Consider the following 22,228-nt stretch of genomic DNA (forward strand, 5'->3'; position numbering starts at 1 on the left):
CAGGCCAGTCGGGCCAGATCAATTGGGCCCAATAGTCGGGAGTGCCCCCAATGCCAGACGTCGGCGGTGAAAGCCGGGAGTTCACGCTGTTCCCCGTGGCCAAGGACGCCACCAGCTACCGCAAGCTGACCAGCGACCATGTGTCGACCACGACCTTCGACGGGGAAGAGGTTCTGAAGGTCGAGCCCGAGGGGCTGCGCCTGTTGGCCGAGCAGGCCTTCATCGACATCAATCACCTGCTGCGCCCAGGCCATCTGGCCCAGCTGCGCGCCATCCTCGATGATGCCGAGGCCTCGCCCAATGATCGCTTCGTGGCGCTCGATCTGCTGAAGAACGCGTCCATCGCCGCGTCCGGCATCCTGCCCATGTGCCAGGACACCGGCACCGCCATCGTCATGGGCAAGAAGGGCCGCCGGGTCTGGACCAAGGGCGGCGACGAAACCGCGCTGGGCAGCGGCGTGCTGGACGCCTACGCCAAGCGCAACCTGCGCTACAGCCAGGTGGCGCCCCTGTCCATGTATGAGGAAAAGAACACCCGCACCAACCTGCCCGCCCAGGTCGACATCTATGCCGAGGGCGAGGACGCCTATAAGTTTCTGTTCATGGCCAAGGGCGGCGGTTCGGCCAACAAGACCTTCCTGTTCCAGGCCACGCCCTCGGTGTTGGCGCCGGATCGGTTGCTGCCCTTCCTGGAAGAGAAGATCAAGTCGCTGGGCACCTCGGCCTGCCCACCTTATCACCTGGCCATCGTCATCGGCGGCACCAGCGCCGAGATGAACCTGAAAACGGTCAAGCTGGCCTCGGCCCGCTATTATGATGGCCTGCCCATCCAGGGCTCGGAAAGCGGCCATGCCTTCCGCGACCTGGAGATGGAGGCCGCCGTTCACAAGCTGAGCCAGACCATGGGCATCGGCGCGCAATTCGGCGGCAAGTACTTCTGCCATGACGTGCGGGTCATCCGCCTGCCGCGCCACGGCGCCTCGCTGCCCATCGGCATCGGCGTGTCCTGCTCGGCCGACCGCCAGGCGCTGGCCAAGATCACCCGCGACGGCATCTTCCTGGAAGAGCTGGAGCACGATCCCGCCCGCTTCCTGCCGGAGATCGATGACAGCCAGTTGGCGGGCGAGGTGGTCAAGATCGACCTGACCCGGCCGATGTCCGAGATCCGCGAGACCTTGTCCCGTTACCCGATCCGTACCCGCGTCTCCCTGACCGGCCCGCTGATCGTGGCCCGCGACAGCGCCCATGCCCGCCTGCGTGCCGCGCTGGAGGCGGGGCAGCCCTTGCCGGACTATTTCAAGAACCACCCCATCTATTACGCCGGCCCGGCCAAGACGCCGACCGGCTACGCCTCCGGTTCCTTCGGTCCCACCACGGCCGGCCGCATGGACAGCTTCGTCGACCAATTCCAGGCGGCGGGCGGCTCCTTCATCATGTTGGCCAAGGGCAACCGCAGCCCGGCGGTGCGTGAGGCCTGCAAGAAGCACGGCGGCTTCTATCTGGGTTCCATTGGCGGCGCGGCGGCCCGCCTGGCCCAGGATTGCATCAAGAAGGTTGAATGCATCGCCTTCGAGGATTTGGGCATGGAAGCCATTTGGCGTATTGAGGTTGAAGACTTCCCCGCCTTCATCGTCATTGATGACAAGGGCAACGACTTCTTTCAGGAATTCACCTGATTTCGATAGCGTATTCGTTATCAGGATGGCCTTTTGAAAAAGGAAGGCTGGTCCCGCCGGGGCCGGCCTTCTTCATTTCCGCGACGCCATATCATCGGCGGGCGTCGGAACCATCCCCGATAATTCGCAGTTCACATGCCGTTTACAGTCCGGCGCCCATATTTCGATTCGACTTTAGGCTTTTTTTAACTATGTGCCCTCTAGCCTGGTAATCGGATCGAAAGAGCGTTGAGGCGACCCATGTCCGGATTGTTGCGCCGCATCATCGACTGGTTCTCAGAGGAACCGGAGCGCGTCGCCGGTGGGCGCGAACCCAAGGCCCCCGCTGGTTCCGGCAACCGGCGTGGCGCCCGACGCAATCCGGACGAAACCATGTTCCGCCAGCGGTTGAAGGCGGTGTTGGGCCCGCGCTCTTCCGCCGCGGCGGGATGCGTCCAGTTTGTCGGGCTTGACAGCCTCAAGGAGAGGCTGGGGTCCCGGTGGGGAGCCGTCCAGCCACGGGTGCATGCCATGGTCGAGCGGCTGCTGCGCCAGACCCTGGGGGCGGGAGATGTTTATTACGGGTATGGCAGCGAAACCTACGTCATCGTCTTCGCCCGCTTGAACGCTCTCCAGGCCAGCTTGGTCTGTGCCAAAGTGGTGCAGGAACTGCAGCGCATGCTGCTGGGGGAGCCCGATTTGTCCAGCATCGTGGTCCGCACGGCGGCGCGGGAAGCTTCGGGCAATTTGATCCTCAAGCCCGAGCGATTGGCCGACCTGCTGGCAGATTTGGCGTCTCGCGCGGGTCCCTCGCCGGGGGATACCTCCACGGAGGGGCCGATGACGGAAACCTCCGCTGCGCATCCCGATGGGGCCTTCCAGGCTTCCCCGCCCGCGGTGCCGTTCGCAGGCCAGGATGCTTCGGTGCGGGATGCCTCATCAGGGCCGCCTTCGACCGCATCCCTGTCGTCCGCGCCCCTGCCGTCCCTTTCTTCCGTGCAGACCCCTCTGTCGCAGGCGGCTGCGGCATTGGTGGAGCTGGGCCGGGGGACGGTCGCTACCACGCCCCCCCTTGGTGCCGACGATCCATGGCTGCATCTGCGTCCCGTGCTGGGGCCGCTGGAGTTTGCTTACCGACCGGTCTGGGACGTGCGCGGACAGGCGTTGAGCCTCTATGTCGCCAGTCCCCGCCGCCAGCGGATCGGGGGGCGGCAATACGTGTATGGCTACGAGACCCTGACGGATGCCGCCGGTGGTGTCGTTTCCGCCGGAACCGCCAACGGCCTGCAAGAGATTCTGGACCTGGATCGCGAAACCCTGCGCCAGGCCGTCGACGCGTATCTGGAGCTGTATGATAACCGGTTCCGCTATTACCTGGCCTTGCCGGTGCATTTCGAGACGCTGGCGGGAACTGTCAGGCGCCGCGCGTACCTCGATCTTGCCGGCCATATCCCCGCCCACCTGCTGCCCTTCATCACCTATCAATTGATGGGCGTGCCCGATGGCGTTCCGCTGGGACGGCTGACGGAGCTGGTCAGCGCGTTGAAGCCGCTAGGGCGCGGCGTGACCGTCAGCGCCGACTTGGCGCCCCAGGCCTATGCCACCTTCGCCGCTGGCGGCGTCAAGGGCGTCGCCGTGTCCTTGGGGGCGGCGGTGCCCCGCGGGCGTCTGATCCCCGACCTGCATCTGGCGGCGGCCGAAGCCCGGCGCCGGGGCCTGCACCTGATGGTCGACGGCATCGATACGCCCGAAATGGAACGGATGGCGGAGGAGGCGGGCTGCGCCTTCATGATGGGTGACCTGATCGGCCCTTGGGTGGACGTGCCCGGCCATGCCAGCCGGCTGTCGCGCGCCGACGTGCTGGACCAGGGGCCTTCGCAGGAGCCGTGAACGGTCCGCAGCTTCCTGCCCTTGGCCGGTGTTAAGCGACGTCGGCGGGGACCATCGCGTCGGCCAGGGCCTCCATGAACTCCTGAACGTTCAGGGGCTTGGTCAGATATCGCCGGAATCCGGCACGCAGACCTTTCTCTATTTCGCGGGGCAGAGCGTTGGCGCTCAGCGCCAGGACGGGGATGGCCCGCGTCTCCTCACGGTCGCGAAGGCGGGCCAGCACGTCAAAGCCGCTCATCCCCGGCAGGTTGATGTCCAGCACGATGACATCGGGCCTATGGGCGATGGCCAGGTCCAGGCCCGTCGCCGGGTCCGCCGCCACCAGCAGCTTGGTCCCCGGCACGGTTTCCATCAGGTCGCGCATCAGTTCGATGTTGGACGGGTTGTCCTCGACATAGACGATGGTGCGTTTCCCGGTCTGGGCCGGGGGAAGGCCGTCAGTAGCGGGGACCATCGGCTCGGTCGTCATGTCCAAGGCGCCGGGCAGGGTGATGGTGAAGGTGCTGCCTTCGCCCGGCACGCTGGCCACCTCGATGGTGCCGTTCATGGCGTCCAGCAGCCGACGCGTGATGGTCAAGCCGATGCCGGTGCCGGGAATGTCGCTGTACTCCTGGCCCAAACGGTTGAAGGGCTGGAACAAGTCGCCCAGCTTGTCGGTCGCGATGCCATTGCCGGTATCCCCCACGCTCAACGCCAGGCGGCCTCGTGTCGCCGCCGCGCTCAGGGTGATGCGCACGGTGCCGCCGGGTCGGTTGTACTTGATGGCGTTGGACGTCAGGTTGCTGATCACCTGGACCAGTCGGGTGCGGTCTGCCAGGACGGGTGGCGATGCCTCGGGCAAGGCGGTGACAATGGCCACCCGCGCCTTTTCCGCCACGGGCTGCAAGGTCGTCAGCACATCATCCACCACCTGCCTGGGATCGACCGGCTCCAGCGACAGGGTCAAGTGGCCCGCCTCGATGCGCGCCAGATCCAGCACGTCATCGATCAGGCGCAGCAGGTGGTTGCCGTTCTTGATGATTTGCTGGACACCCCGTTCCTGCTTGGGCGTCATCGGCTCCCGCGCCTTATTGTAATCCATCAGTTGGGCGAAGCCTAAGACGGCGTTCAATGGGGTACGCAATTCATGGCTCATGCTGGCCAGGAATTCGGATTTGGCCTGGTTGGCGGCTTCCGCCCGTACCCGGGCCGCCGCCAGGTCGCGGGTGCGCTCCGCCACCGCCTCTTCCAGCCCCTCGCGCGCCCGCAATAGTTCCTCCTCTGCACGGCGACGTTCCGTCACCTCCGCTTCCAGCGCGCGGTTCACGACCTTCAGCCGCTCCGCCTCGCGTTCGGTTGCGGCATTCAGGCGCCGGTCGGCCAGGGCCGTCACCAATGCCAGCATGAGCAGGCCGTAGGTGGCGCCGGCCACGATGATGGCCAAGGGCCCGCGATCCACATCGGCGGGCACGGGCGCCAGCGGGTCCAGGGTCAACACCGTGGCCGCCATGCCGGTGTAGTGGGTGCCGCAGATGGCGAAGCCCATGACGATGGCGGCCAGCGCGCGATGCCAACCTTGCTTCAAGCTGACCGACAGCATCAGGGCCACGGTGGCGGCACCCATGGCGATCAGGACCGATAGGGCGAAAAGGCCGGGGCGGTACGCCACTTGGCCAGGGACCTCCATCGCGGCCATGCCGGTGTAGTGCATGGCCGCGATCCCCAGCCCCACGCCCGCGCCGGCCACGGTGAACCGGCTGACGCTGGTGCGGCCGTGACGAACCGCCTCCATGCCCAGGGCGACGAAAAGGATGGCGGTCACCAGCGACGCCAGTGTCAGCCGCGGTTCCCAGGCCACAGGCACCGCCACCCGCAGGGCCAGCATTCCGATGAAATGCATGGACCAGATTCCGCCTCCCAACGCGCAAGCGGCGCCGAGATGCCAGGCCAGGCGCGAGCGGCCGTTGGCGCCCACCATGCGCTCCGTCATGTTCAGGGCGACGAAGGAGGCGAAGACGGCGGTCAGGTAGGAGAGAAAGACCAGCCACGGCTCATGGCTGAAGGCGACGCCGGAATCATCGATGCTAAAGCACAAACCGGGGAAGACCACCCGCATAGACATGCCCCCAACGCCCGCGCGACGGTGTGTTTTGGCGTCCGACACAGCGATCTGGCGGTTTGACCGGAAAAACGCCCGGAGACTATACCATCGCGCCTGTAAGGCATCACCGTTCGAAATAGGGGCTCCGCCGGCGCCGCCCATAACGGCCATGCCCGGACGGATAGGGCGGGCCGGGAGCAGCCGGGGTGTTCAGATGGTCCAGCCCCGCGGTTTCTGAATCGGCTTGGCGTCAATCGCCCGGACCAGCCCCACCACGACACGCACGATGGCCCAGATGCTGCCGATGAACAGGATCATGAGTTCCATGCCCACGCCCCGCAGGGCCAGGGCGCCGATGCCGAACATGAGGCAAATCCAGAAGGTGCGGATGGCGAAGGTCATGTGGCCTTCGTAAATGGTGCCGGCGAAATCAGGCCGCTTGATATAAGCCATGACCAAGCCCAGTGGGAACGCGCCCATCAAGTAAAGAAAATGGACAAGGATGGACCATAAACGGGCTTTGTCTTCCTGAGCAGGGGATGAGGCGGGGGTGCCGGCAAAGCTCATCACGCGTTCCTTGGTATGTCAGGGCTTTAGAATTGTCGTTTTCAGAAAGACATTGAGCAATATAGTTTTAAATATAAATTCCTGGTTCGGTGGCCAGGATAGCATCTTGCGATCTGGAGTCGATGGTCAAGATGCGCATTGGTGAAAGTCATATAGGGCAAACCCTCTTGAGCGCCACCTGATTTGGGAAACTTAACCGGAAATTATGGATTATGTTGCAATATTAATCCATTAATGAGCAGATTTTGTTTGCTTGTTTCTACTCCAGGACTGTAAATCGCACGTTAATATACGGTCGCGCTAGGCGATAGCTGTCCCGGTTTGGGGCCAGCGGTGGGCCAGGCATGGCCAGATGAAGGAAGGGATGAGACCCATGATCGCAACTGCCCTGTGCGCCTACGGCCTGTCCGGCCGGGTGTTTCATGCCCCCCTTATCCAGGCGGAACCGGCCCTGTCGCTGCGCACCATCCTGCGCCGCTCGGGACCCGACGGGACGGAACCGGCGACGTCGGGCGTGGTGACTGATTTTCAGGCCATTCTGGACGACCCCGCGATCCACCTGGTGGTGGTCAACACCCCCAATGCCCTGCATTTCCCCATGGCCCGCGCGGCTCTCGCGGCAGGCAAGCATGTTGTCTTGGAAAAGCCCATGACCATCACGCTGGAAGAGGGCCGGCACCTCATGGGCCAGGCCAAGGCGGCGGGCCTGTTGCTGGCTGTCTTTCACAACAAGCGGCTGGATGCCGAATACCTGACCCTAGGCCGTCATCTGGCCGCAGGCGATCTGGGGCGCCTGGTCGAGGTCGAATGGCACTACGACCGCTATCGTGCTCATGTGACCCACAAGGCATGGAAGGAGGATGAGGGGCCCGGTGCCGGCACCTGGTTCGACCTGGGCGTCCACTTGGTGGACGGCATGCTGCGCCAGTTCGGACGGCCCCTGTCGGTCATGGCGGAGATGCGGTCCCTGCGCCGGCCGCAGGGGGCGACCGACTATTTCGACGTCCGTTTCCGTTATCCCGATCACCGGGTCATCCTGCGATCCAGCACGTATGTGCGCGAACCTGGGCCGGTGCTGGTGGCCCACGGCGACAAGGGCTCGCTGGTCATTCCCAAGGGCGATGTTCAGGAAGGACAGATGGCGGCGGGGCTCAAGCCCGGCGACGCCGGCTGGGCCGTCGTCACCACGCCGGCCACCTTGCATACCGAGCGTGATGGCGCCGTGGTGCGCGAGGCGGTGGCGCTGGAGGCCGGCCGGTACGAGGATTTCTATCGCAATGTGGCGGAGGCCTTGGCCGGCCGTGCGCCGTTGGCCTTCGGGCCAGAGCCGGCGTTCGAGGCGTTGACCCTGGTCCACCGCGCCATCGAGGCGGCAGGTCAGTCTGCGTTGTCCTGCGACATCGCTTACGAATAAGTCTGTAGGGTACTCATACTAAAAGAAGAAGGCCGGAACCGCCACTGGCGGCGCCGGCCTTGTCTTTAGCTGCTGGCGGCAGATGGAGCGGCCGTTAGGCGATGTTCAGGCGAACGTCCAGGTTGCCGCGGGTGGCGTGGGAATAGGGGCACACGATGTGGGCCTGTTGCACCAGGCTGTTGGCGGTTTCGGCGTCGATGCCCGGCAGCGTGATGGTCAGGGCGACGTCCAGGCCGAAGCCGGTGCCATCCTCGCGGGGGCCGATACCCACCTGGGCGCTCACCGTGGCGTTGTCCGGAACCTTCACCTTGGCCTTGGCGGCAACGAACTTCAGCGCGCCCAGGAAGCAGGCGGAATAGCCGGCCGCGAACAGCTGCTCGGGGTTGGTGCCATTGCCGCCGGCGCCGCCCAATTCCTTGGGCGTGGTCAGCTTGACGTCCAGAACGCCGTCGACGGACTTGGCCTGGCCCTCGCGGCCGCCGGTGGCGGTAGCGGAAGTGGTGTAGAGGATGGGCATGATCATCTCCGTGGTTCAACTGGTTGGTGAATTTTGGGGGCCGGTCCCGCCGGGGTTCGGCTGGAGCATCAGCGCCGGTGAAGTAAGAATTGCGCGATAATCGATTGTGCGCAATTCGTCAGTCGGCGTGACTGCTATGCGCTAATCGATTGCGCGCAATTTGTCTGGGTGTGCTAGCCTGCCGTAATTCATGCCCCGTTTCGTTGGGCGCCGCTGGAGAAGAGAGGGCGTCGTCATGGCCCAGGACCGACAGCACACCACGCATCAAGGTATGGGACTAGCCGGGGCCGACAACGGCTCTTCCGATACGGCCGCCCTGCTGCGCAATCAGCTGTGCTTCAGCATCTATTCCGCCGCCCACCTGTTCAACCGCACCTATAAGCCGCTGCTGGACCGGCTGGGCCTGACCTATCCGCAGTATCTGGTGATGTTGGTGCTGTGGTCCGGGGACGGGCTGACGGTGAAGGCGATTGGCGAACAGCTGGATCTGGATTCCGGCACCCTGACGCCCCTGCTGAAGCGGTTGGAGGCGGCGGGCCTTGTGAGCCGTCAGCGCGACCCGCAGAACGAGCGCCTGGTCCGCGTCACCCTGACCGAAGCTGGCCGCGCCTTGCAGAAGGGCCTGGGCCCGGTGCAGGAGGCGATCCTGTGCGCCACCGGGCTCAACCTGGACGGCCTGAAGGCGCTGAAGGCCCAGGTGGATGAACTCCGCGCCGGCCTGGCGGCCAATCTGGGCCCGGCCGACCGGATGCTTGAGGGCTAGCGGGCCAGCGCCTGTGCCATGTGGTCAAGAAACGCGCGGATGCGGGGTGTGCGCTGGGCGTCCCGATGCACACCGGCCCAAATCTCGCGGGGCGGCGCTGGGGTCGGCGTGTCCACGGCCACCAAGCCGCGCGCCTGGGCCATGATATGGGGCAGGGCGGCCAAGCCGGTGCCGCCGCCGCAGGCCACGGCTTGCAGGTCTCGGCTATTGGTGCGCAGGGCATGCCGGGCCTCGGGCGCCAGGGCCAGCAGCCAGGGCAGGTCGGCCAGTCCACCGAAGCTTTCGTTCATCAGGATCAGGCTATGGCCGGCGGCCCCCAAGGTGAAGTCCGGGGCGCCGCGCCGGGCCAGGTACGCCGGTGCCGCGTAAAGGCCGAAGCCCACCGTGGCTACCCGGCGCTGGGCGATCTCATTCTGGTCGAAGCGGTGGAAGCGGAAGGCCACGTCCGCCTCCCGCCGGGTCAGGCTATACAGCCGTGCGTCCGTCACCAGTTCCACGGTGATGCCGGGGTGGGCGTCGTGAAAACCCACCAGCTGCGGGCCCAGCAGCCACTGTCCCACCCATTCGGGGGACGTGACGCGCACCGTGCCCTCCAGCCCCACATCCAGGCCGGTAGCGGCCCGTTCCGCCGCCAGGGCCTCCGTCTCCATGCGCTCCGCCCCGGCCACCAAGCCGGTGCCCGCTTCGGTTGGGATATAGCCGGCCGGTGTGCGCTGGAACAGACGGGTGCCTAGCCGGGTCTCCAACGCCTCCAGCCGCCGTCCCACCGTCGGTTGGCTGACGCCCAACTGGCGGGCCGCGCCCGACAGGGTGCCCTGCCGGGCGATGGCCAGGAAATAGCGCAGATCGTCCCAATCCACCCGGACTTCTCCCATCGTACCTGTTCATAATTGAATAATGTATCTTTAATCCTGTCAATTGATGATCAGAACGGAATAGGGAACCTTTGGGAAGTGTATGCCGCCGCTGACGGCGGCTCGAAACGAGTGAGGTTACTTCCCATGAAAGCCATCGGTTATTATCAGAACCAAGCCATCGACCAGGCCGACAGCCTGGTGGATCTGGAGGTTCCCACCCCCGTGGCCACCGGCCGGGACCTGCTGGTGCGGGTGGAGGCCGTCTCGGTCAACCCGGTGGATACCAAGGTTCGCCGCAACGCCGCCCCGGTCGAGGGCACCGCGCGTATCCTGGGCTGGGACGCCGCGGGCACGGTGGTGGCGGTCGGCCCGCAGGTGACCCTGTTCAAGATCGGCGACGCCGTGTTCTACGCCGGCGCGCTGGAACGTCCAGGCACCAACGCCGAATTTCATCTGGTAGATGAGCGCCTGGTCGGTTCCAAACCCGCCAGCCTGACGGCGGCGGAGGCCGCGGCCCTGCCGCTGACCAGCATCACCGCCTGGGAGATGCTGTTCGACCGCATGGGTGTCGCGCGGCTGCCGGCTGGCGCCGGCAATGACGGCACGGCCGGCGTGCTGTTGATTGTGGGCGGTGCCGGCGGCGTCGGCTCCATCGCCACACAGTTAGCGCGGCGGCTGACAGGCATGACGGTCATCGCCACGGCCTCACGTCCCGAGACGCGGGACTGGAGCTTGGCCATGGGGGCCCACCACGTCATCGACCACCGCCAGCCCCTGGAACCCCAGGTGCGGGCCATCGCGCCCGGCGGCGCCACCCATGTCATGAGCCTGACGGCGACGGAGCAGCACTTCCCCGCCATTGCCGCCCTGATGGCGCCGCAGGGCAAGCTGGCCCTGATCGACGATCCGGTCCAGCCGGTGGACATCACCCTGCTGAAGCGCAAGAGCATCTCCCTGCATTGGGAGTTCATGTACACGCGCTCCATGTTCCAGACACCGGACATGATCGCCCAGCATGGGCTGCTGAGCGAGGTTGCGCGTCTGGTGGATGCGGGGGTGCTGCGCACGACGATGACCCAGGACCTTGGACGCATCAGCGCCGCCAACCTGCGCAAGGCCCATGCCCTGGTTGAAAGCGGCACCACCCGGGGCAAGTTGGTCCTCTCCGGGTTCTAGGCGCCTGCGGGCTGGCCTGGATGGGCGCCAGGCCAGCCGCATTCCCGTCATCAACCCACCTTCATCAGGAGGCCGGCTATGGGCCGGATCGCCCGTTGGCGGAGTTGTGGCCACCCCTCTGACGTCAGGCGGCCAGCCGCTGCCGCAGCCGGCGGTACAGCCGGATGGGCAGCGGGTAGCGAGATTCGGCCATCAGCGCCAGCGCGGCGGCTACCGGCGCGTCACCGCTCCAGGACGCGTCGCCCCAGCGCTCGTAAACGCGGGCGGCCAGGCGATGGGCCCGCAGCCGCACCAGGCGGATCAGGGCCACCTTGGCGCAGAGGGTCACCGTGTCCGGCCAGTCGCGCAGCAGCGGATCGTTCACGGCTTGGTCTAGCAGGGCCAGAACCTTGGCTGGTTTACGATTGCTGCCGATGGTGTCGATGGCCGCCTGCCGTGCCGCCTGGTAGGCGGTGGGACGGGCCAGGTTGATCAAGCGGGTGATGCAATCATCGCCCGGCGCCACCACGACCGGCTGCTCCAGGGTCTCCGCCTGCCGCATGCCCAGCGTGGCCAGGGTTACCTTCATGTCGTCGCGCAGGGCATCCCGGTCCGTGGGGGTCAACATGAAGCCGGTGGTGGAATCCGTCGCTTCCACCAAGGTCAGCAGGGGGCGGATGTCCGCACCCTGCACGGCCAGGTTTTGCAGGGCCAGGCGCAAGGCGGCGGGAATGGCGGTGCCGGCCTCGCCATTATCCATGCTGAGGCGCTGCAGCACACGGCGCAACGTCACGCCGGCCAGGACGGCCGCGGCGGCGTAGCAGGCCGACCGGGCGGCATCATTGTCGGTGTTATTGACCAGGATGGCCTTGAAATGCAGCGAGGTCATCAGGTTGCCGGGCTCACGCCGGGTGAATTCCTCGATGTCGACCGGGTTGGGCGGCACCATCAGGCTTTCTGGATCGTCCAGGTCGATGCCGAAGCGGGCGCGGACCTGCTCCACCATCCGCTTGAACACCTCCTGCGCTTCCTCGGGGAAACCGAAGTTGACCAATTCCTTGAACAGGCGATAGCGGAAGCCGTTCTCCAGCCGGTCATACTTGGGCAGGCGCTCAGGCGTCAGGCGCCGGCGCAGGTATTCCCGCAGCAGGGCGCGGTCACATCCGTCCTTCACCCCCGCGGGCAGCGGCACGCGTGAGGCGTGGACGCGCAGGATGCCGGCGACGGGCGCCACGCTGACATGGGTGAAGCCCGCCGCGCGCAGCGCCGTTTCCATGGAGGCGGCGGTGAACAGGGTCATGTGCGAGCCTGGGCTGATGATGGGCCACATCATGGAAACCGGCGTTTCCGGCTTCAGCACCCCGCCGTCCGGTGTCGTCAGGACCAGGATGCCCGTGTCGTTCAGGCCCCGGCTAAGCGTTTTCAGCAAGGGGACAGGATTTGGCACATGCTCCAGCAATTCGAAGGCGGCCACCACGTCATAGGTGACGGGCAGGGGGGTGTCTTCGGTGAAATAGTCCGGGACGATGTCCAGGCCCAGCCATTGGCGGCCCAACTCCGATGCGCGGGAGGGGTCATAGCCTTTGGCCTTCCAGCCCAGCGCCACTTCGACATAGTCGCTGATGAAACCGATGTTGGCGCCAATGTCCAGCAGACGGCCCTCACCCGGCTTCAGCCAGCCCATGGGCTCCAGCATCACGTCCAGGCCCGCGCCCATTTCCAGGTACAGGTCCGTGGCGGCGATGAAGATGCTTGTGTCGTGGCTGTAGTCGCCGACCGTCCGGTCGGTGGAGAAGCGGACGGTGCATCGCCGGCAGCACAACAGCACCCAGTCTGGATCGTGCGATCCCCCCAGGGAACGGTCAGGATCGGCGCATGGGGGCCGGCGTCGCCGCAGACCGGGCAAGGGGCCGCGATGGTCGGGGCGTCGGCGGAAGGCCAGCGGATGTCCATGCGAGATGCTTCCCGTGCTGAAAGGCGGCGCCCCGTTTCCCTGGCGCGGATCGGCTTCGGTTGTGCCCGAGCGCCGGCGGACTTGTCCAGCGCCAACCCAAACTGGCGCCAACCCAACCTGGCGGCAACCCAGCGGAGAATACCGGTGGTGGACAAGCCGGCGCCCCATCCCCGACAATGCCGCGCCGTCCCGGTCCGGCGCCCGGGATGCTGAGGACTGGGCCGGGCGGCGGAGGCAGTCAGGGGTAAGTGGACGGGCATGTTTCGCGTATTGATGCTGCACAAGGATTTTCCGGGACAGTTCCGCCCCCTGGCCCGGTCGCTGATGGCCGACGCGCGCGTGGAACTGCGCGGCATGGGGCAGCGGGAGGAGGCGGTCGTCCCCGGACTGCGACCCCACCTTTACCAGGATATGCCCGCCGTGGACCCGGGCACCCACCCCTATCTGGGCAACGCCGCCGACTATATCATCCGGGGGCAGTGCGCCCTGCGGGATGCGGTGGGGATGGCGCAGCAGGGGTATCGTCCCGACCTGATCGTCGGTCATTGCGGCTTCGGCGACACCCTGTACCTCAAGGACCTGTGGCCGGATGTGCCGCTCGTCGGATACTTTGAATATTACTACCACGGCCGGGGCGCGGACGTCGGTTTCGATCCGCTATACCCCGTCACCCTGGACGACCTGGCCCGGGTGCGTACCTTGAACGCCGTCAATCTGCTGGGGCTTGAAACTGCGGATCTGGGCGTTTGTCCCACCGAATGGCAACGCGCCTTGCATCCGACGCCGTTCCGCGATCGGTTGCGGGTGATGCATGAGGGCATCGACACGGATCTCGCCCGCCCGGGGCCCGTGCCGGCCTTCGCGCTGCCCGACGGCACCATCCTCCGGCAGGGGGATGAGGTGGTGACCTATGCCGCCCGCGACCTGGAGCCCTATCGCGGCTTTCACGTCTTCATGCGCGCCCTGCCGGAAATCCTGCGCCGCCGCCCGGCAGCTCAGGTGGTGGTGGCCGGCGGGGATGGTGTCAGCTATGGCCCCCCACCCCCCGGCGGGGGGCATGGCGCGATCATTTGATGGCGGAGGTTGGGCCGTCGCTGGATTCGGGACGGGTCCATTTCCTGGGACCGGTGGACCATGGCCGCTTCCTGGACCTGATGCGTCTGTCCAGCGCCCATGTCTATCTGACCTATCCGTTCGTGTTGTCCTGGTCCATGCTGGAAGCCATGGCCTGTGGCGCGATTGTCGTCGCCTCGGCCACCCCGCCGGTGGAGGAGGTGGTGCGGGACGGGGTGAACGGCCTGTTGTTCCCCTTTTTCGATACGTCGCTGCTGGCGGACCGGGTGGTGGAGGCGTTGGGGCGCCAGCCCCAATCAGCGGTGCTGCGCCGCCAGGCACGGGAAACCGTCGTTTCGCAATTCGACGCCCGTTCGCGCGCCGTTCCCGCCTGGCGTCAGGCCCTCTCCCAGTTTGGCTGCCCTATGCCGCCAGCGGTTTAATTCCTTGTTTCATTTAAATGACGCATTAACCGGCGAGAAAATCCAAGGGGACCATATGTAGAATTTGCCGTTTCTTTTATGAGTGCGCTAAGGTCGCGCGCAAAGGGGGACCGGCTCCTGCCCGCCAGGGCGAACAGGCCGGCACAATGGGGTTCTGTACGGCGGATGACGTGAGCGCAGATTCTTCGACCATGAATGGGGCCATCGTGGATCACACGATGCTCACCGCCCTGCTGCTGGTGGCGCAGCATCACGGCGTCCACTTGTCCAGGGAACAGCTGGTTCGCACATACGCTTCCGGCGAGGGTGAGGTTCAGCGGGCCGTCCTGGTGCACGCCGCCGATGAGAAGGGCTTCGAGGCCCGGGCGGTACGCATGTCCTGGCGCCAGCTGATGCGCCTGGGCCGCGCGGTTCCCGCCATCCTGTGCCTGAAAGATGGCACCGCCTTGGTCCTGACCGGGGTGTCGCCCAGCGTCTCGCCACCTATCCTCTATGTCCGCGACCCGGCCACGCCGACGCAGGTCCGTCCGGTGGATGAGATCGCGCTGGATGAGATTTGGGCGGGCGATATCATCCTGATCAAGCCCAAGAACGCGGAGGAGGAGGAGCGGGGCCTGTTCGGCCTGCGCTGGCTGATCGGCGAGGTTCTGCGGGAACGCCGGATTTTCCGCGATGTGGGCTTGGCCGCGCTGATCATGAGCTTGTTCGCCCTGGTCCCGCCGCTGGCCTATATGGTCGTTGTCGACCGGATATTGGTGCACCAGCGCATGTCGACCCTGGTGGTCCTGGCGTGTGGTGTGGGCTTCGTCATCATCTTCGACACGGCATTCGGCTGGCTGCGCCGCTACTTGGTGGCGGAGGGAGCCGCCCGTATCGATGGGCGCCTGACCGCGTTCATTTATGACCGGCTGTTGGGCTTGCCCATCGAGGTGTTCGAGTCCCTGCCAACGGGTCTTATCAATCACCGCATGAACGAAATCTGGCGCATCCGTAACTTCTTGACCGGGCAGCTGTTCGGTACCGCGCTCGATAGCCTGACGCTGATTATCATCATCCCCGCCATGTTCTTCATGAGCGTGTCCCTCAGCCTGTGGGTTCTGGGTATCGCCTGCGTCATGTTCCTGGTGGTCATCGCGTACATGCCGGTCATCGCCCGCTACCATGGCAAGGTGGTGGAGGCGGAAACCCGCAAGAACTCCTTCATGATTGAAACCATCCACGGCATGCGGACCGTCAAGTCCTTGGCCTTGGAAGCCAGCAAGCGGCGCGGTTGGGACAGCCGGGGGGCGCAGGCCGTGAAGGCCAACCGCGATCTGGCGATGATCGCCAACCAGCCCCAGACCATCCTCCAGCCGCTGGAGAAGCTGACATATTCCGGTACCCTGCTGCTGGGCTGCTATATCGCGTTGTCGACGGACCAGGCGGCGTTGGCCGGCTCCCTGGTGGCCTTCACCATGCTGGCTAGCCGGGCCACACAGCCGCTGGTTCAGATCGCCACCATGCTGCAGCAGGTGCAGGAGGTGCGCGGCGCCATCGGCCAGGTCGCCTCCATCGTCAACATCCCGCCAGAAGAGCTGCGCGCTGACCATGGGCTGCGTCCGCGTTTCCGCGGGCACATAAGCTTCGAGGACGTCAGCTTCCGCTACGCCGGCGCGCAGAACAAGGCGCTGGACCGTGTCACGGTGGACATCCCGCGAGGCAGCGTCGTGGGTGTGATGGGCCGCAGCGGCTCGGGCAAGACCACCTTGACCCGCCTGTTGCAGGGGTTGCACCAGGACTATGACGGCCTCATCAAGATTGATGGTGTCGATTTGCGGCAGATGGACATCAGCCATCTGCGCTCCAACCTGGGTGTGGTGCTGCAGGACAATTTCCTGTTCAGCGGCAGCGTGCGCGAGAACATTGGCGCCGCCCGTGCCGACGCCTCGTTCGAGGAGATCATCGAAGCGGCCCGCATGGCCGGCGCCGAGGAATTCATCGAGCGTCTGCCCCGCGGTTACGACACCTACCTGGCGGAAGGGTCAACCAATATCTCGGGCGGCCAGCGCCAGCGCATCGCCATCGCCCGTGCGCTTTTGGTCGATCCTCCCATCCTGATCCTGGACGAGGCCACCAGCGCCTTGGACCCGGACAGCGAAGCCATCATCAACAGCAATTTGTCGCGCATTTCCGAAGGCCGGACGATGGTGGTCATCTCCCATCGTCTGACCTCGCTGGTCGATTGCGACATGATCGTGGTCATGGAGCGCGGACGGGTCTACGACGTCGGCACCCATGAAGAATTACTCCAGCGGTGCGATATTTACCGTCACCTCTGGTTCCAGCAAAATCGCCATCAATCTTCCGGAGTTCCCAATGAGCGTGCGCTCTCTGGTCCCGACGCCCCGCGGGAGTGACGCTGCCGTCGCCCAGGCGATCAACGACTTCCAGTCCGAGATCGCGGCGGTGGTGGGGGCCCCATATCCCAAGCCAGTGCGCGGCACGCTGTATACCCTGTCGGCCATGGTGGCTGTCGCCCTGATCCTGGTTTCCGTGGTGAAACTGGACGAGGTGGTCACGGCTCCCGGCAAGGTGGTATCGCGTACCCCCAGCATGGTGGTCCAGCCGTTGGATACGTCCGTCGTCCGTTCCATCCTGGTTCGGCCGGGGCAGGAGGTGAAGAAGGGCGACCTGCTGGTGACGTTGGACCCGACCTTCGCGTCGGCCGATGCCTCGCAATTGCGCGACCAGGTGGCGTCGCTGACGGCTGAGGTTGCCCGCCTTGAGGCGGAGCAGGCCAGGGTCACCTACGATCCGGGCCCGAACCCGTCGACGCAGGCGGCCTTGCAGCTGTCAGTTTGGCGGTCGCGCCAGGCCGAGTACAAGGCCAAGCTGGCGAACTACGACCAGAAGATCGAATCCGCCCAGTCCACCATGGTGCGCAGCCAGCGGGACATGGAATACTTCAAGTCCCGTGTCGCCGTGACCTCGGAGATCGAGGACATGCGCGCCAAGCTGGAAAAGAAGGAGTACGGCAGCCGGCTCAATACGCTGTTGGCCCAGGACAGCCGCACGGAAATGATGCGGAATCTGGCAAGTGCCGAACAGCAGGCGCGTACCGCGTCGCACGATCTCGAGGCCGTGCGGTCGGAGCGGGAGTCCTTCCAACACCAGTGGCAGTCCGATCTGGCGCAGGACCTGTCCAGCAAGCGGACGGATCTGCAGAAGGCCAAGGACGACCTGTCAAAGGCTGAGCGGCGGAATGACTTGGTGGAGATGCGCGCCATCGACGACGCCTCCGTCCTGTCGCTCGGTGACATCTCGGTCGGCTCCGTGGCCAAGACGGGTGACATGCTGCTTACCTTGGTGCCGGCCAACGCCCCGTTGGAGGCGGAGGTCGACCTGGACGGTGCCGATCAAGGCCACGTCAAGATCGGCGACAAGGTCGAGATCAAGTTGGACGCCTATCGCTTCATTGAACACGGCACGGCCAAGGGCGTCCTGCGCAGCATCAGCGATGACAGCTTCACTCGGCAGGACAACGGCCAACCGACGTCACGCCGCTTCTTCCGGGGGCGTGTTGAGATAACGGAGGTGAAGCTGCACAATGTCGGCAAGGACGGCGTGCACTTGATCCCGGGCATGCCCTTGAGCGCCGACATCATGGTTGGCCGGCGCACCATCCTGATGTACCTGATGGAAACGGTGCTGCGGCAGGCGTCCGAGGGAATGCGCGAGCCTTGAGCCGCGTCCCGGTGTCCAATTTGACGCGCGATGGATCATGGCCGGCTTTTCCACGCTGATTGATCGGGCGGCCACTTGGCGGATTGGGCGATCATCCGCCGAGTGGTCACTGGCTATGGCCCGTCGCTTGGCCGACCGCGGCGACCTCGTCGCGGCGGCCCGCGCGCTGGTTGCCGCTGCCCGGGGCGGTTCGATCGAGGCCATGCTGGAATTGGCCGACGCCCTGATGCAGGGGCGCGGTGTCCTTCCCGATGGCGCGGCGGCGATACGGTGGATCACCGCCGCAGCGGAAGCGGGCAACGCCAATGCCCAGGCGCGTCTGGGTGGACTTTACGCCAACGGCCTGGGGCGTCCGCCTGAAGAGGGGGAGAAGGGCGCCGCCTTCCATCTGCCCATTGATATTGGGCAGGCCCGTTTCTGGTCTGAAAAGGCCGCGCAGCAGGGACATGTCGAGGCACAAGTGCTGCTGGGATGGCTGCTGTCCCGGCGCAGCGGCGCGGATGGTGATCCTGTGCGGGCCGCCGAATGGTATCGCCGGGCCGCCGAAACAGGGAACCATGCAGCGAAAGTCGGCTTGGCCATGATACTGGCCAATGGCGACCTGGGGGAAAAGGACCCGGCCGGCGCCGTGCGCCTGTATGAGGAGGCGGCCGCGGCTGGCAATCCCACAGCCATCTATTACCTGGCCATGGCGCTGTTGCTGGGGGAAGGCACGGCGCCTGACGTTGAGCGGGCCTTGGCCACCATGAAGCAAGCGGCGGACCTCCAAGTCCCTGGGGCTCAGCGGGCCTTGGGTGTAATGTATATGCGCGGACAGAACCTGCCGCGGGATGGGGCACAGGCGGAAACTTGGCTGCGCCGCGCCGCCATCAAGGGGGATGTCGATTCCATGGCGCTGCTGGGGGATTTGCATGCAGGGCGCTTGGCCCGCGTTCCCAGCGATGTGGAGGCCGCGCAATGGTATCAGGCGGCCGCCGACCGCAACCACGCCGGGGCCCAGATGGCCCTAGGCCTGGCCTACGTGGACGGCCGTGGGGTACCCAAGGATATGTTCGAGGCGGTGCGATGGTTTGCCAGGTCGGCCGACGCCGGCTTCGCGCCCGCCCTGTTTCGCCTCGGGATTTGTCACCTGGGGGGCGACGGGGTTCCCCAAGACTACGCCAAGGCCGCCGGCTATTTCCGCCGGGCTGCCGATGCTGGCGATGCCGATGCCCTCTACAATCTGGGCGTTTTGCATTACCACGGCCATGGCCTGGATAAGGACGAGGCGCAGGCCATGCGCCTCTACGTCGAGGCCGCCGAACGGGGCAGCGCCTCCGCCCAGTTCCGGGTGGGGCGTGCCCACGCCACCGGCGTTGGCTTGCCGCACGACATTGGCGCGGCGTTGTCATGGACCCGCCGCGCGGCGCAGCAAGGGCATGTGCCCGCGCAAGTGAACTTGGCGCGCATGCTGCTGGCCGGGGAGCAGGGGGGCGACCCCGGTGTCGCCATCGCAGAGGCCAGGGCCTTTTTGGACCGTGCCGCTACTGCCGGCAGCGGTGAGGCCATGAGCAGCATGGCCGAGTTGATCGCCGGCCACGACGGCCCCGCGGCGCTGGAAACGGCCCTGGCCTGGGCTCGCCGCGCGGTGGAGGCGGGGGACCCACACGGACCGCAAGTCGTCGCGGCGCTGGAGGCGCGGGCCTTCCAGGGGGCTGTCCGATAGCACGGATAAGGGCTCCCTGATGGGGGTTCAATGCACCCGGTTGCGCATCGACAATTGCAGGTGATGCAGGATCAGGCTGGTGTCATAGGAGGAAGAGGACGCGCGAATGACCTCTTCCCAGCGCTGGACGCACGGAATGCCTACGGGGTTGCGCTGCAGCAGGTCGCGCTTGATGAAGGGGCTGGCCTTGCGCGCCACCAGGTAATCCCAGAAGTAGTGGGTCTGGTTCAAGGGGCGCCCCTGGTTGATGGCTTTCTGCAACTGCCGCAGATAGGGAATGATCTGCCCTTGGCTGCTGCCATGGGTGTCGATCACCGCGTCCTCTTTCTTCGACTTATCCAGGACTTCGTTCAGGGGCTTCTCGATCTCGGAAACCACGCTTCGATAGGGCAGCAAGGCGCGGCATTGAATACCGGCGCGCAGGAAAAAACGGGTCATCCCGATCTCGTAATCGCGAATGACCCAGCGCTTGCGGCGGTAGTACCTCACCCTGTTCCAAAACTTGGTGAAGCTGGGGTGCTTCAGGACAGGCTGATGGAAGATGAGAAAATAACTTTGCAGATGAAAGTGGCGGTCCCAGCTGTCGGTCAGGCCCCAGATGCCGGCCTGCGCTGGATCGGCCTGGCGGATGACATCGCCCAGGTCCTGCAACGGCCCATAGATACTGTCGTTGGTGATCAGCAACTGATCCAACGCGCCGGGGTCGCCGATCAGGGCGATGGCGTCCTTGAAGGCGCCGAAATCCCATCCGATGTTGCGTCGCTTCAGGACCCAAGCGACATGCGGCAGCACCTTGTCGGTTTCTTTGGCCGATAGCTTGGGGCAGTTGCTGGCGAAGATGACGGCATAGCCAGCCTCCGCCAGTTTGGCGACGAAGTAGACGACATAGTCGTGCACGACACCGCGCTGGTCATAATGATTGAATACGGCGACCCGGCGGGCGCCTTCCAGGGGGACCTGGCCGGGGAAGCTGGCCTTGACGGTGGCGCGGCGGGGCAAAACGGGTGCGGCCAAGCAAAGCGCCAGATCGACGGCGTCGACCAGCAGCATCGGCAATCCGACACCCTTTTTGAGCATTTTGAGGAAAGTGTCAGACATGAAACCGTAAATTCCCCCGCCTCAAATATCAACTATAAGCCATACGTCGCAGTTCTGGAAACAACGCAATTTATACAAATCGGAGGCGTCACGTCCCGTGTACGCCCGTATCAAGGAAATAGCACCACTTCTACGCTATCGTGCTGATAGGTGCTCCCGGATCAGGTTGGTATCGTAGGCGGACACCTCGGATACCACCCGCTCCCAATCGCCGACATTGGGAATATTTGCCGGATTCTTTTGCAGCAATTCGCGCTTTATGAAAGGAAAACCCAGGCTGACCGTCAGCTCATACCAGAAAAAATGGGTCTGGTTGATGGGTACCGACGCTTTAACGCGGCTTGCGAGCATTTGCGCATAGCCAGCGGGTGACGTGCGATCCGCTTTCACCGGTGTCGGTCGCGGCGTATGCGAGCGCATGAATGTTTCGGTGACCGTGTTGTAGGGGAACAAGGCTTTGCAGCGCAGGCCCTGGCTTTGCAAGGTCCGCGTCAGACCGATTTCATATTTCTCGATGATCCAGTGTTTGCGCCGGAAACAGCGGACACCGTTCCAGAACCGGCGGAAGGCGTCGGAGCGCAAGGCCGCGTGGTGGAAAATCAGGAAAAAGCTCTGCAGATGGTAATGGCGCTCCCAACTGTCGGTGCTACCCCAGATATCGGCCTCGTCGGGGTTGGCGCGGGCAATCAGGGGCTCAAGGTCGTAAAGGGGGCCGAAGACGCTGTCGTTGGTGATCAGCAGCATCTCCCGCTGCTCCAGGGATGGAACCAGGGCGATGGCCTCGCGATAGGCGGCAAAGTCCCAACCAATGTTGCGGCGGGTGAAGGCGATCGCCACATCGGGCAGCAAGGACGCCACCGTCTGGTCGCTGAGCGCCGACGTGTTGCTGGCGAAGATGACGGCGAAGCCCGCCTCGCGCAGCTTGTGCACATGATAGCGGACATAGGGCGCGATGCTGTCCGTGCGCGCGTAGTGCATGAACACCGCCACCCGGGCGGCCCCGTCCAGCGGCACGCCTCCCGTCCAGCGTCTTTCGATCATGCCCATGGCGGGGCGCGGCGGATAGAGCAGCAGTTCGGCGTAGTCCGCGATGCGGCTGACCAGCAACCGGCCGCGGTAGGAGATTTGTCTGGCAACCCGACGAAAGAATTCACGCACTCAAACACATCCCAAGCACACCGTCCGCCTGCCCTCTCGTGGGCCGGAGCCGCCCCTTTATGCCCCAGGTGGCCCAGTCAAACAACGCCGGTAGCGGAGGGGGACTGCGGCATCGACGTGCACCTGGACGTGATGGAAGAGGTTTGTGCGGTAGACGAACATATGTTCGAAAACGCTTGGCTGTCTGGAACGCGTG

The 22,228-nt window shown here is 65.1% G+C and carries 17 protein-coding genes; 10 read left to right on the forward strand and 7 right to left on the reverse strand.

What is annotated here, in order from left to right; translation table 11 throughout:
* Positions 1–50: 50 nt before the first annotated feature.
* Together UCD39_RS09250 and UCD39_RS09255 are read left to right on the forward strand one after the other, a co-directional pair.
* On the forward strand, positions 51–1,676 hold the full coding sequence (locus UCD39_RS09250; RefSeq protein WP_330495741.1) for a fumarate hydratase: 1,626 nt from the start codon (positions 51–53) through the stop codon (positions 1,674–1,676).
* Between the two features lie 240 nt (positions 1,677–1,916).
* Entirely contained in the window at positions 1,917–3,545 is a 1,629-nt protein-coding gene (locus UCD39_RS09255) for an EAL domain-containing protein (protein WP_330495742.1), read from the forward strand.
* Between the two features lie 31 nt (positions 3,546–3,576).
* On the opposite strand, the gene UCD39_RS09260 is transcribed toward UCD39_RS09255, so the two are convergent.
* Both UCD39_RS09260 and UCD39_RS09265 read right to left on the reverse strand, forming a co-directional pair.
* Positions 3,577–5,646: an MHYT domain-containing protein gene (locus UCD39_RS09260; RefSeq protein ID WP_330495743.1), complete on the reverse strand. Its 2,070-nt coding sequence runs from the start codon at positions 5,644–5,646 to the stop codon at positions 3,577–3,579.
* A gap of 189 nt (positions 5,647–5,835) precedes the next feature.
* A complete protein-coding gene (locus UCD39_RS09265; RefSeq protein ID WP_330495744.1) occupies positions 5,836–6,078 on the reverse strand; it encodes a hypothetical protein in 243 nt (80 codons plus the stop codon).
* A 487-nt stretch (positions 6,079–6,565) separates the two neighbouring features.
* Between UCD39_RS09265 and UCD39_RS09270 the strand changes: the two genes are divergently transcribed.
* Positions 6,566–7,606, forward strand: a complete 1,041-nt coding sequence (locus tag UCD39_RS09270; RefSeq protein WP_330495745.1) for a Gfo/Idh/MocA family oxidoreductase — start codon at positions 6,566–6,568, stop codon at positions 7,604–7,606.
* A 94-nt stretch (positions 7,607–7,700) separates the two neighbouring features.
* On the opposite strand, the gene UCD39_RS09275 is transcribed toward UCD39_RS09270, so the two are convergent.
* Positions 7,701–8,123: an organic hydroperoxide resistance protein gene (locus UCD39_RS09275; RefSeq protein ID WP_145734280.1), complete on the reverse strand. Its 423-nt coding sequence runs from the start codon at positions 8,121–8,123 to the stop codon at positions 7,701–7,703.
* A gap of 271 nt (positions 8,124–8,394) precedes the next feature.
* On the opposite strand from UCD39_RS09275, the gene UCD39_RS09280 reads away from it, so the two are divergent.
* The gene (locus UCD39_RS09280; RefSeq protein ID WP_330495746.1) at positions 8,395–8,886 is read left to right on the forward strand and encodes a MarR family winged helix-turn-helix transcriptional regulator; all 492 of its coding nucleotides are present in this window, start codon (positions 8,395–8,397) and stop codon (positions 8,884–8,886) included.
* Here UCD39_RS09280 and UCD39_RS09285 read toward each other — a convergent pair.
* A complete protein-coding gene (locus UCD39_RS09285) occupies positions 8,883–9,761 on the reverse strand; it encodes a LysR family transcriptional regulator (protein WP_330495747.1) in 879 nt (292 codons plus the stop codon). The two genes, UCD39_RS09280 and UCD39_RS09285, sit on opposite strands and share 4 nt — an antisense overlap.
* Positions 9,762–9,887: 126 nt before the next feature.
* Here UCD39_RS09285 and UCD39_RS09290 point away from each other — a divergent pair, with 126 nt between their 5' ends.
* Positions 9,888–10,919 (forward strand): zinc-binding alcohol dehydrogenase family protein, encoded by a 1,032-nt coding sequence (locus UCD39_RS09290; protein WP_330495748.1) that lies wholly within the window; start codon positions 9,888–9,890, stop codon positions 10,917–10,919.
* Between the two features lie 124 nt (positions 10,920–11,043).
* Here UCD39_RS09290 and UCD39_RS09295 read toward each other — a convergent pair whose 3' ends face one another.
* Positions 11,044–12,726, reverse strand: coding sequence for a class I SAM-dependent methyltransferase (locus UCD39_RS09295; RefSeq protein WP_330495749.1), 1,683 nt, complete (start codon positions 12,724–12,726; stop codon positions 11,044–11,046).
* A gap of 384 nt (positions 12,727–13,110) precedes the next feature.
* Between UCD39_RS09295 and UCD39_RS09300 the strand changes: the two genes are divergently transcribed.
* From UCD39_RS09300 to UCD39_RS09320, 5 genes are all read left to right on the forward strand, one after another.
* Positions 13,111–13,926, forward strand: a complete 816-nt coding sequence (locus UCD39_RS09300; protein WP_330495750.1) for a glycosyltransferase family protein — start codon at positions 13,111–13,113, stop codon at positions 13,924–13,926.
* Complete coding sequence (locus UCD39_RS09305) at positions 13,926–14,348, forward strand: glycosyltransferase (RefSeq protein ID WP_330495751.1); 423 nt, start codon at positions 13,926–13,928, stop codon at positions 14,346–14,348. Before UCD39_RS09300 ends, UCD39_RS09305 begins: the two co-directional genes overlap by 1 nt.
* 206 nt (positions 14,349–14,554) lie before the next feature.
* Positions 14,555–16,744 carry a peptidase domain-containing ABC transporter gene (locus tag UCD39_RS09310; RefSeq protein ID WP_330495752.1) on the forward strand — a complete coding sequence of 730 codons (2,190 nt, stop codon included), beginning with the start codon at positions 14,555–14,557 and terminating at the stop codon, positions 16,742–16,744.
* The gene (locus tag UCD39_RS09315; RefSeq protein ID WP_330495753.1) at positions 16,704–18,071 is read left to right on the forward strand and encodes an HlyD family type I secretion periplasmic adaptor subunit; all 1,368 of its coding nucleotides are present in this window, start codon (positions 16,704–16,706) and stop codon (positions 18,069–18,071) included. The genes UCD39_RS09310 and UCD39_RS09315 overlap by 41 nt, the downstream gene beginning before the upstream one ends.
* A 115-nt stretch (positions 18,072–18,186) precedes the next feature.
* Positions 18,187–19,776 (forward strand): tetratricopeptide repeat protein, encoded by a 1,590-nt coding sequence (locus tag UCD39_RS09320; RefSeq protein ID WP_330495754.1) that lies wholly within the window; start codon positions 18,187–18,189, stop codon positions 19,774–19,776.
* A 27-nt stretch (positions 19,777–19,803) separates the two neighbouring features.
* On the opposite strand, the gene UCD39_RS09325 is transcribed toward UCD39_RS09320, so the two are convergent.
* Positions 19,804–20,874, reverse strand: a complete 1,071-nt coding sequence (locus UCD39_RS09325; protein ID WP_330495755.1) for a rhamnan synthesis F family protein — start codon at positions 20,872–20,874, stop codon at positions 19,804–19,806.
* A gap of 135 nt (positions 20,875–21,009) precedes the next feature.
* Positions 21,010–22,032 (reverse strand): rhamnan synthesis F family protein, encoded by a 1,023-nt coding sequence (locus UCD39_RS09330; protein WP_330495756.1) that lies wholly within the window; start codon positions 22,030–22,032, stop codon positions 21,010–21,012.
* Positions 22,033–22,228 lie beyond the last annotated feature (196 nt).

It is taken from the genome of Nitrospirillum karajorum (assembly GCF_036348415.1).
GTDB lineage: Bacteria > Pseudomonadota > Alphaproteobacteria > Azospirillales > Azospirillaceae > Nitrospirillum > Nitrospirillum amazonense_B.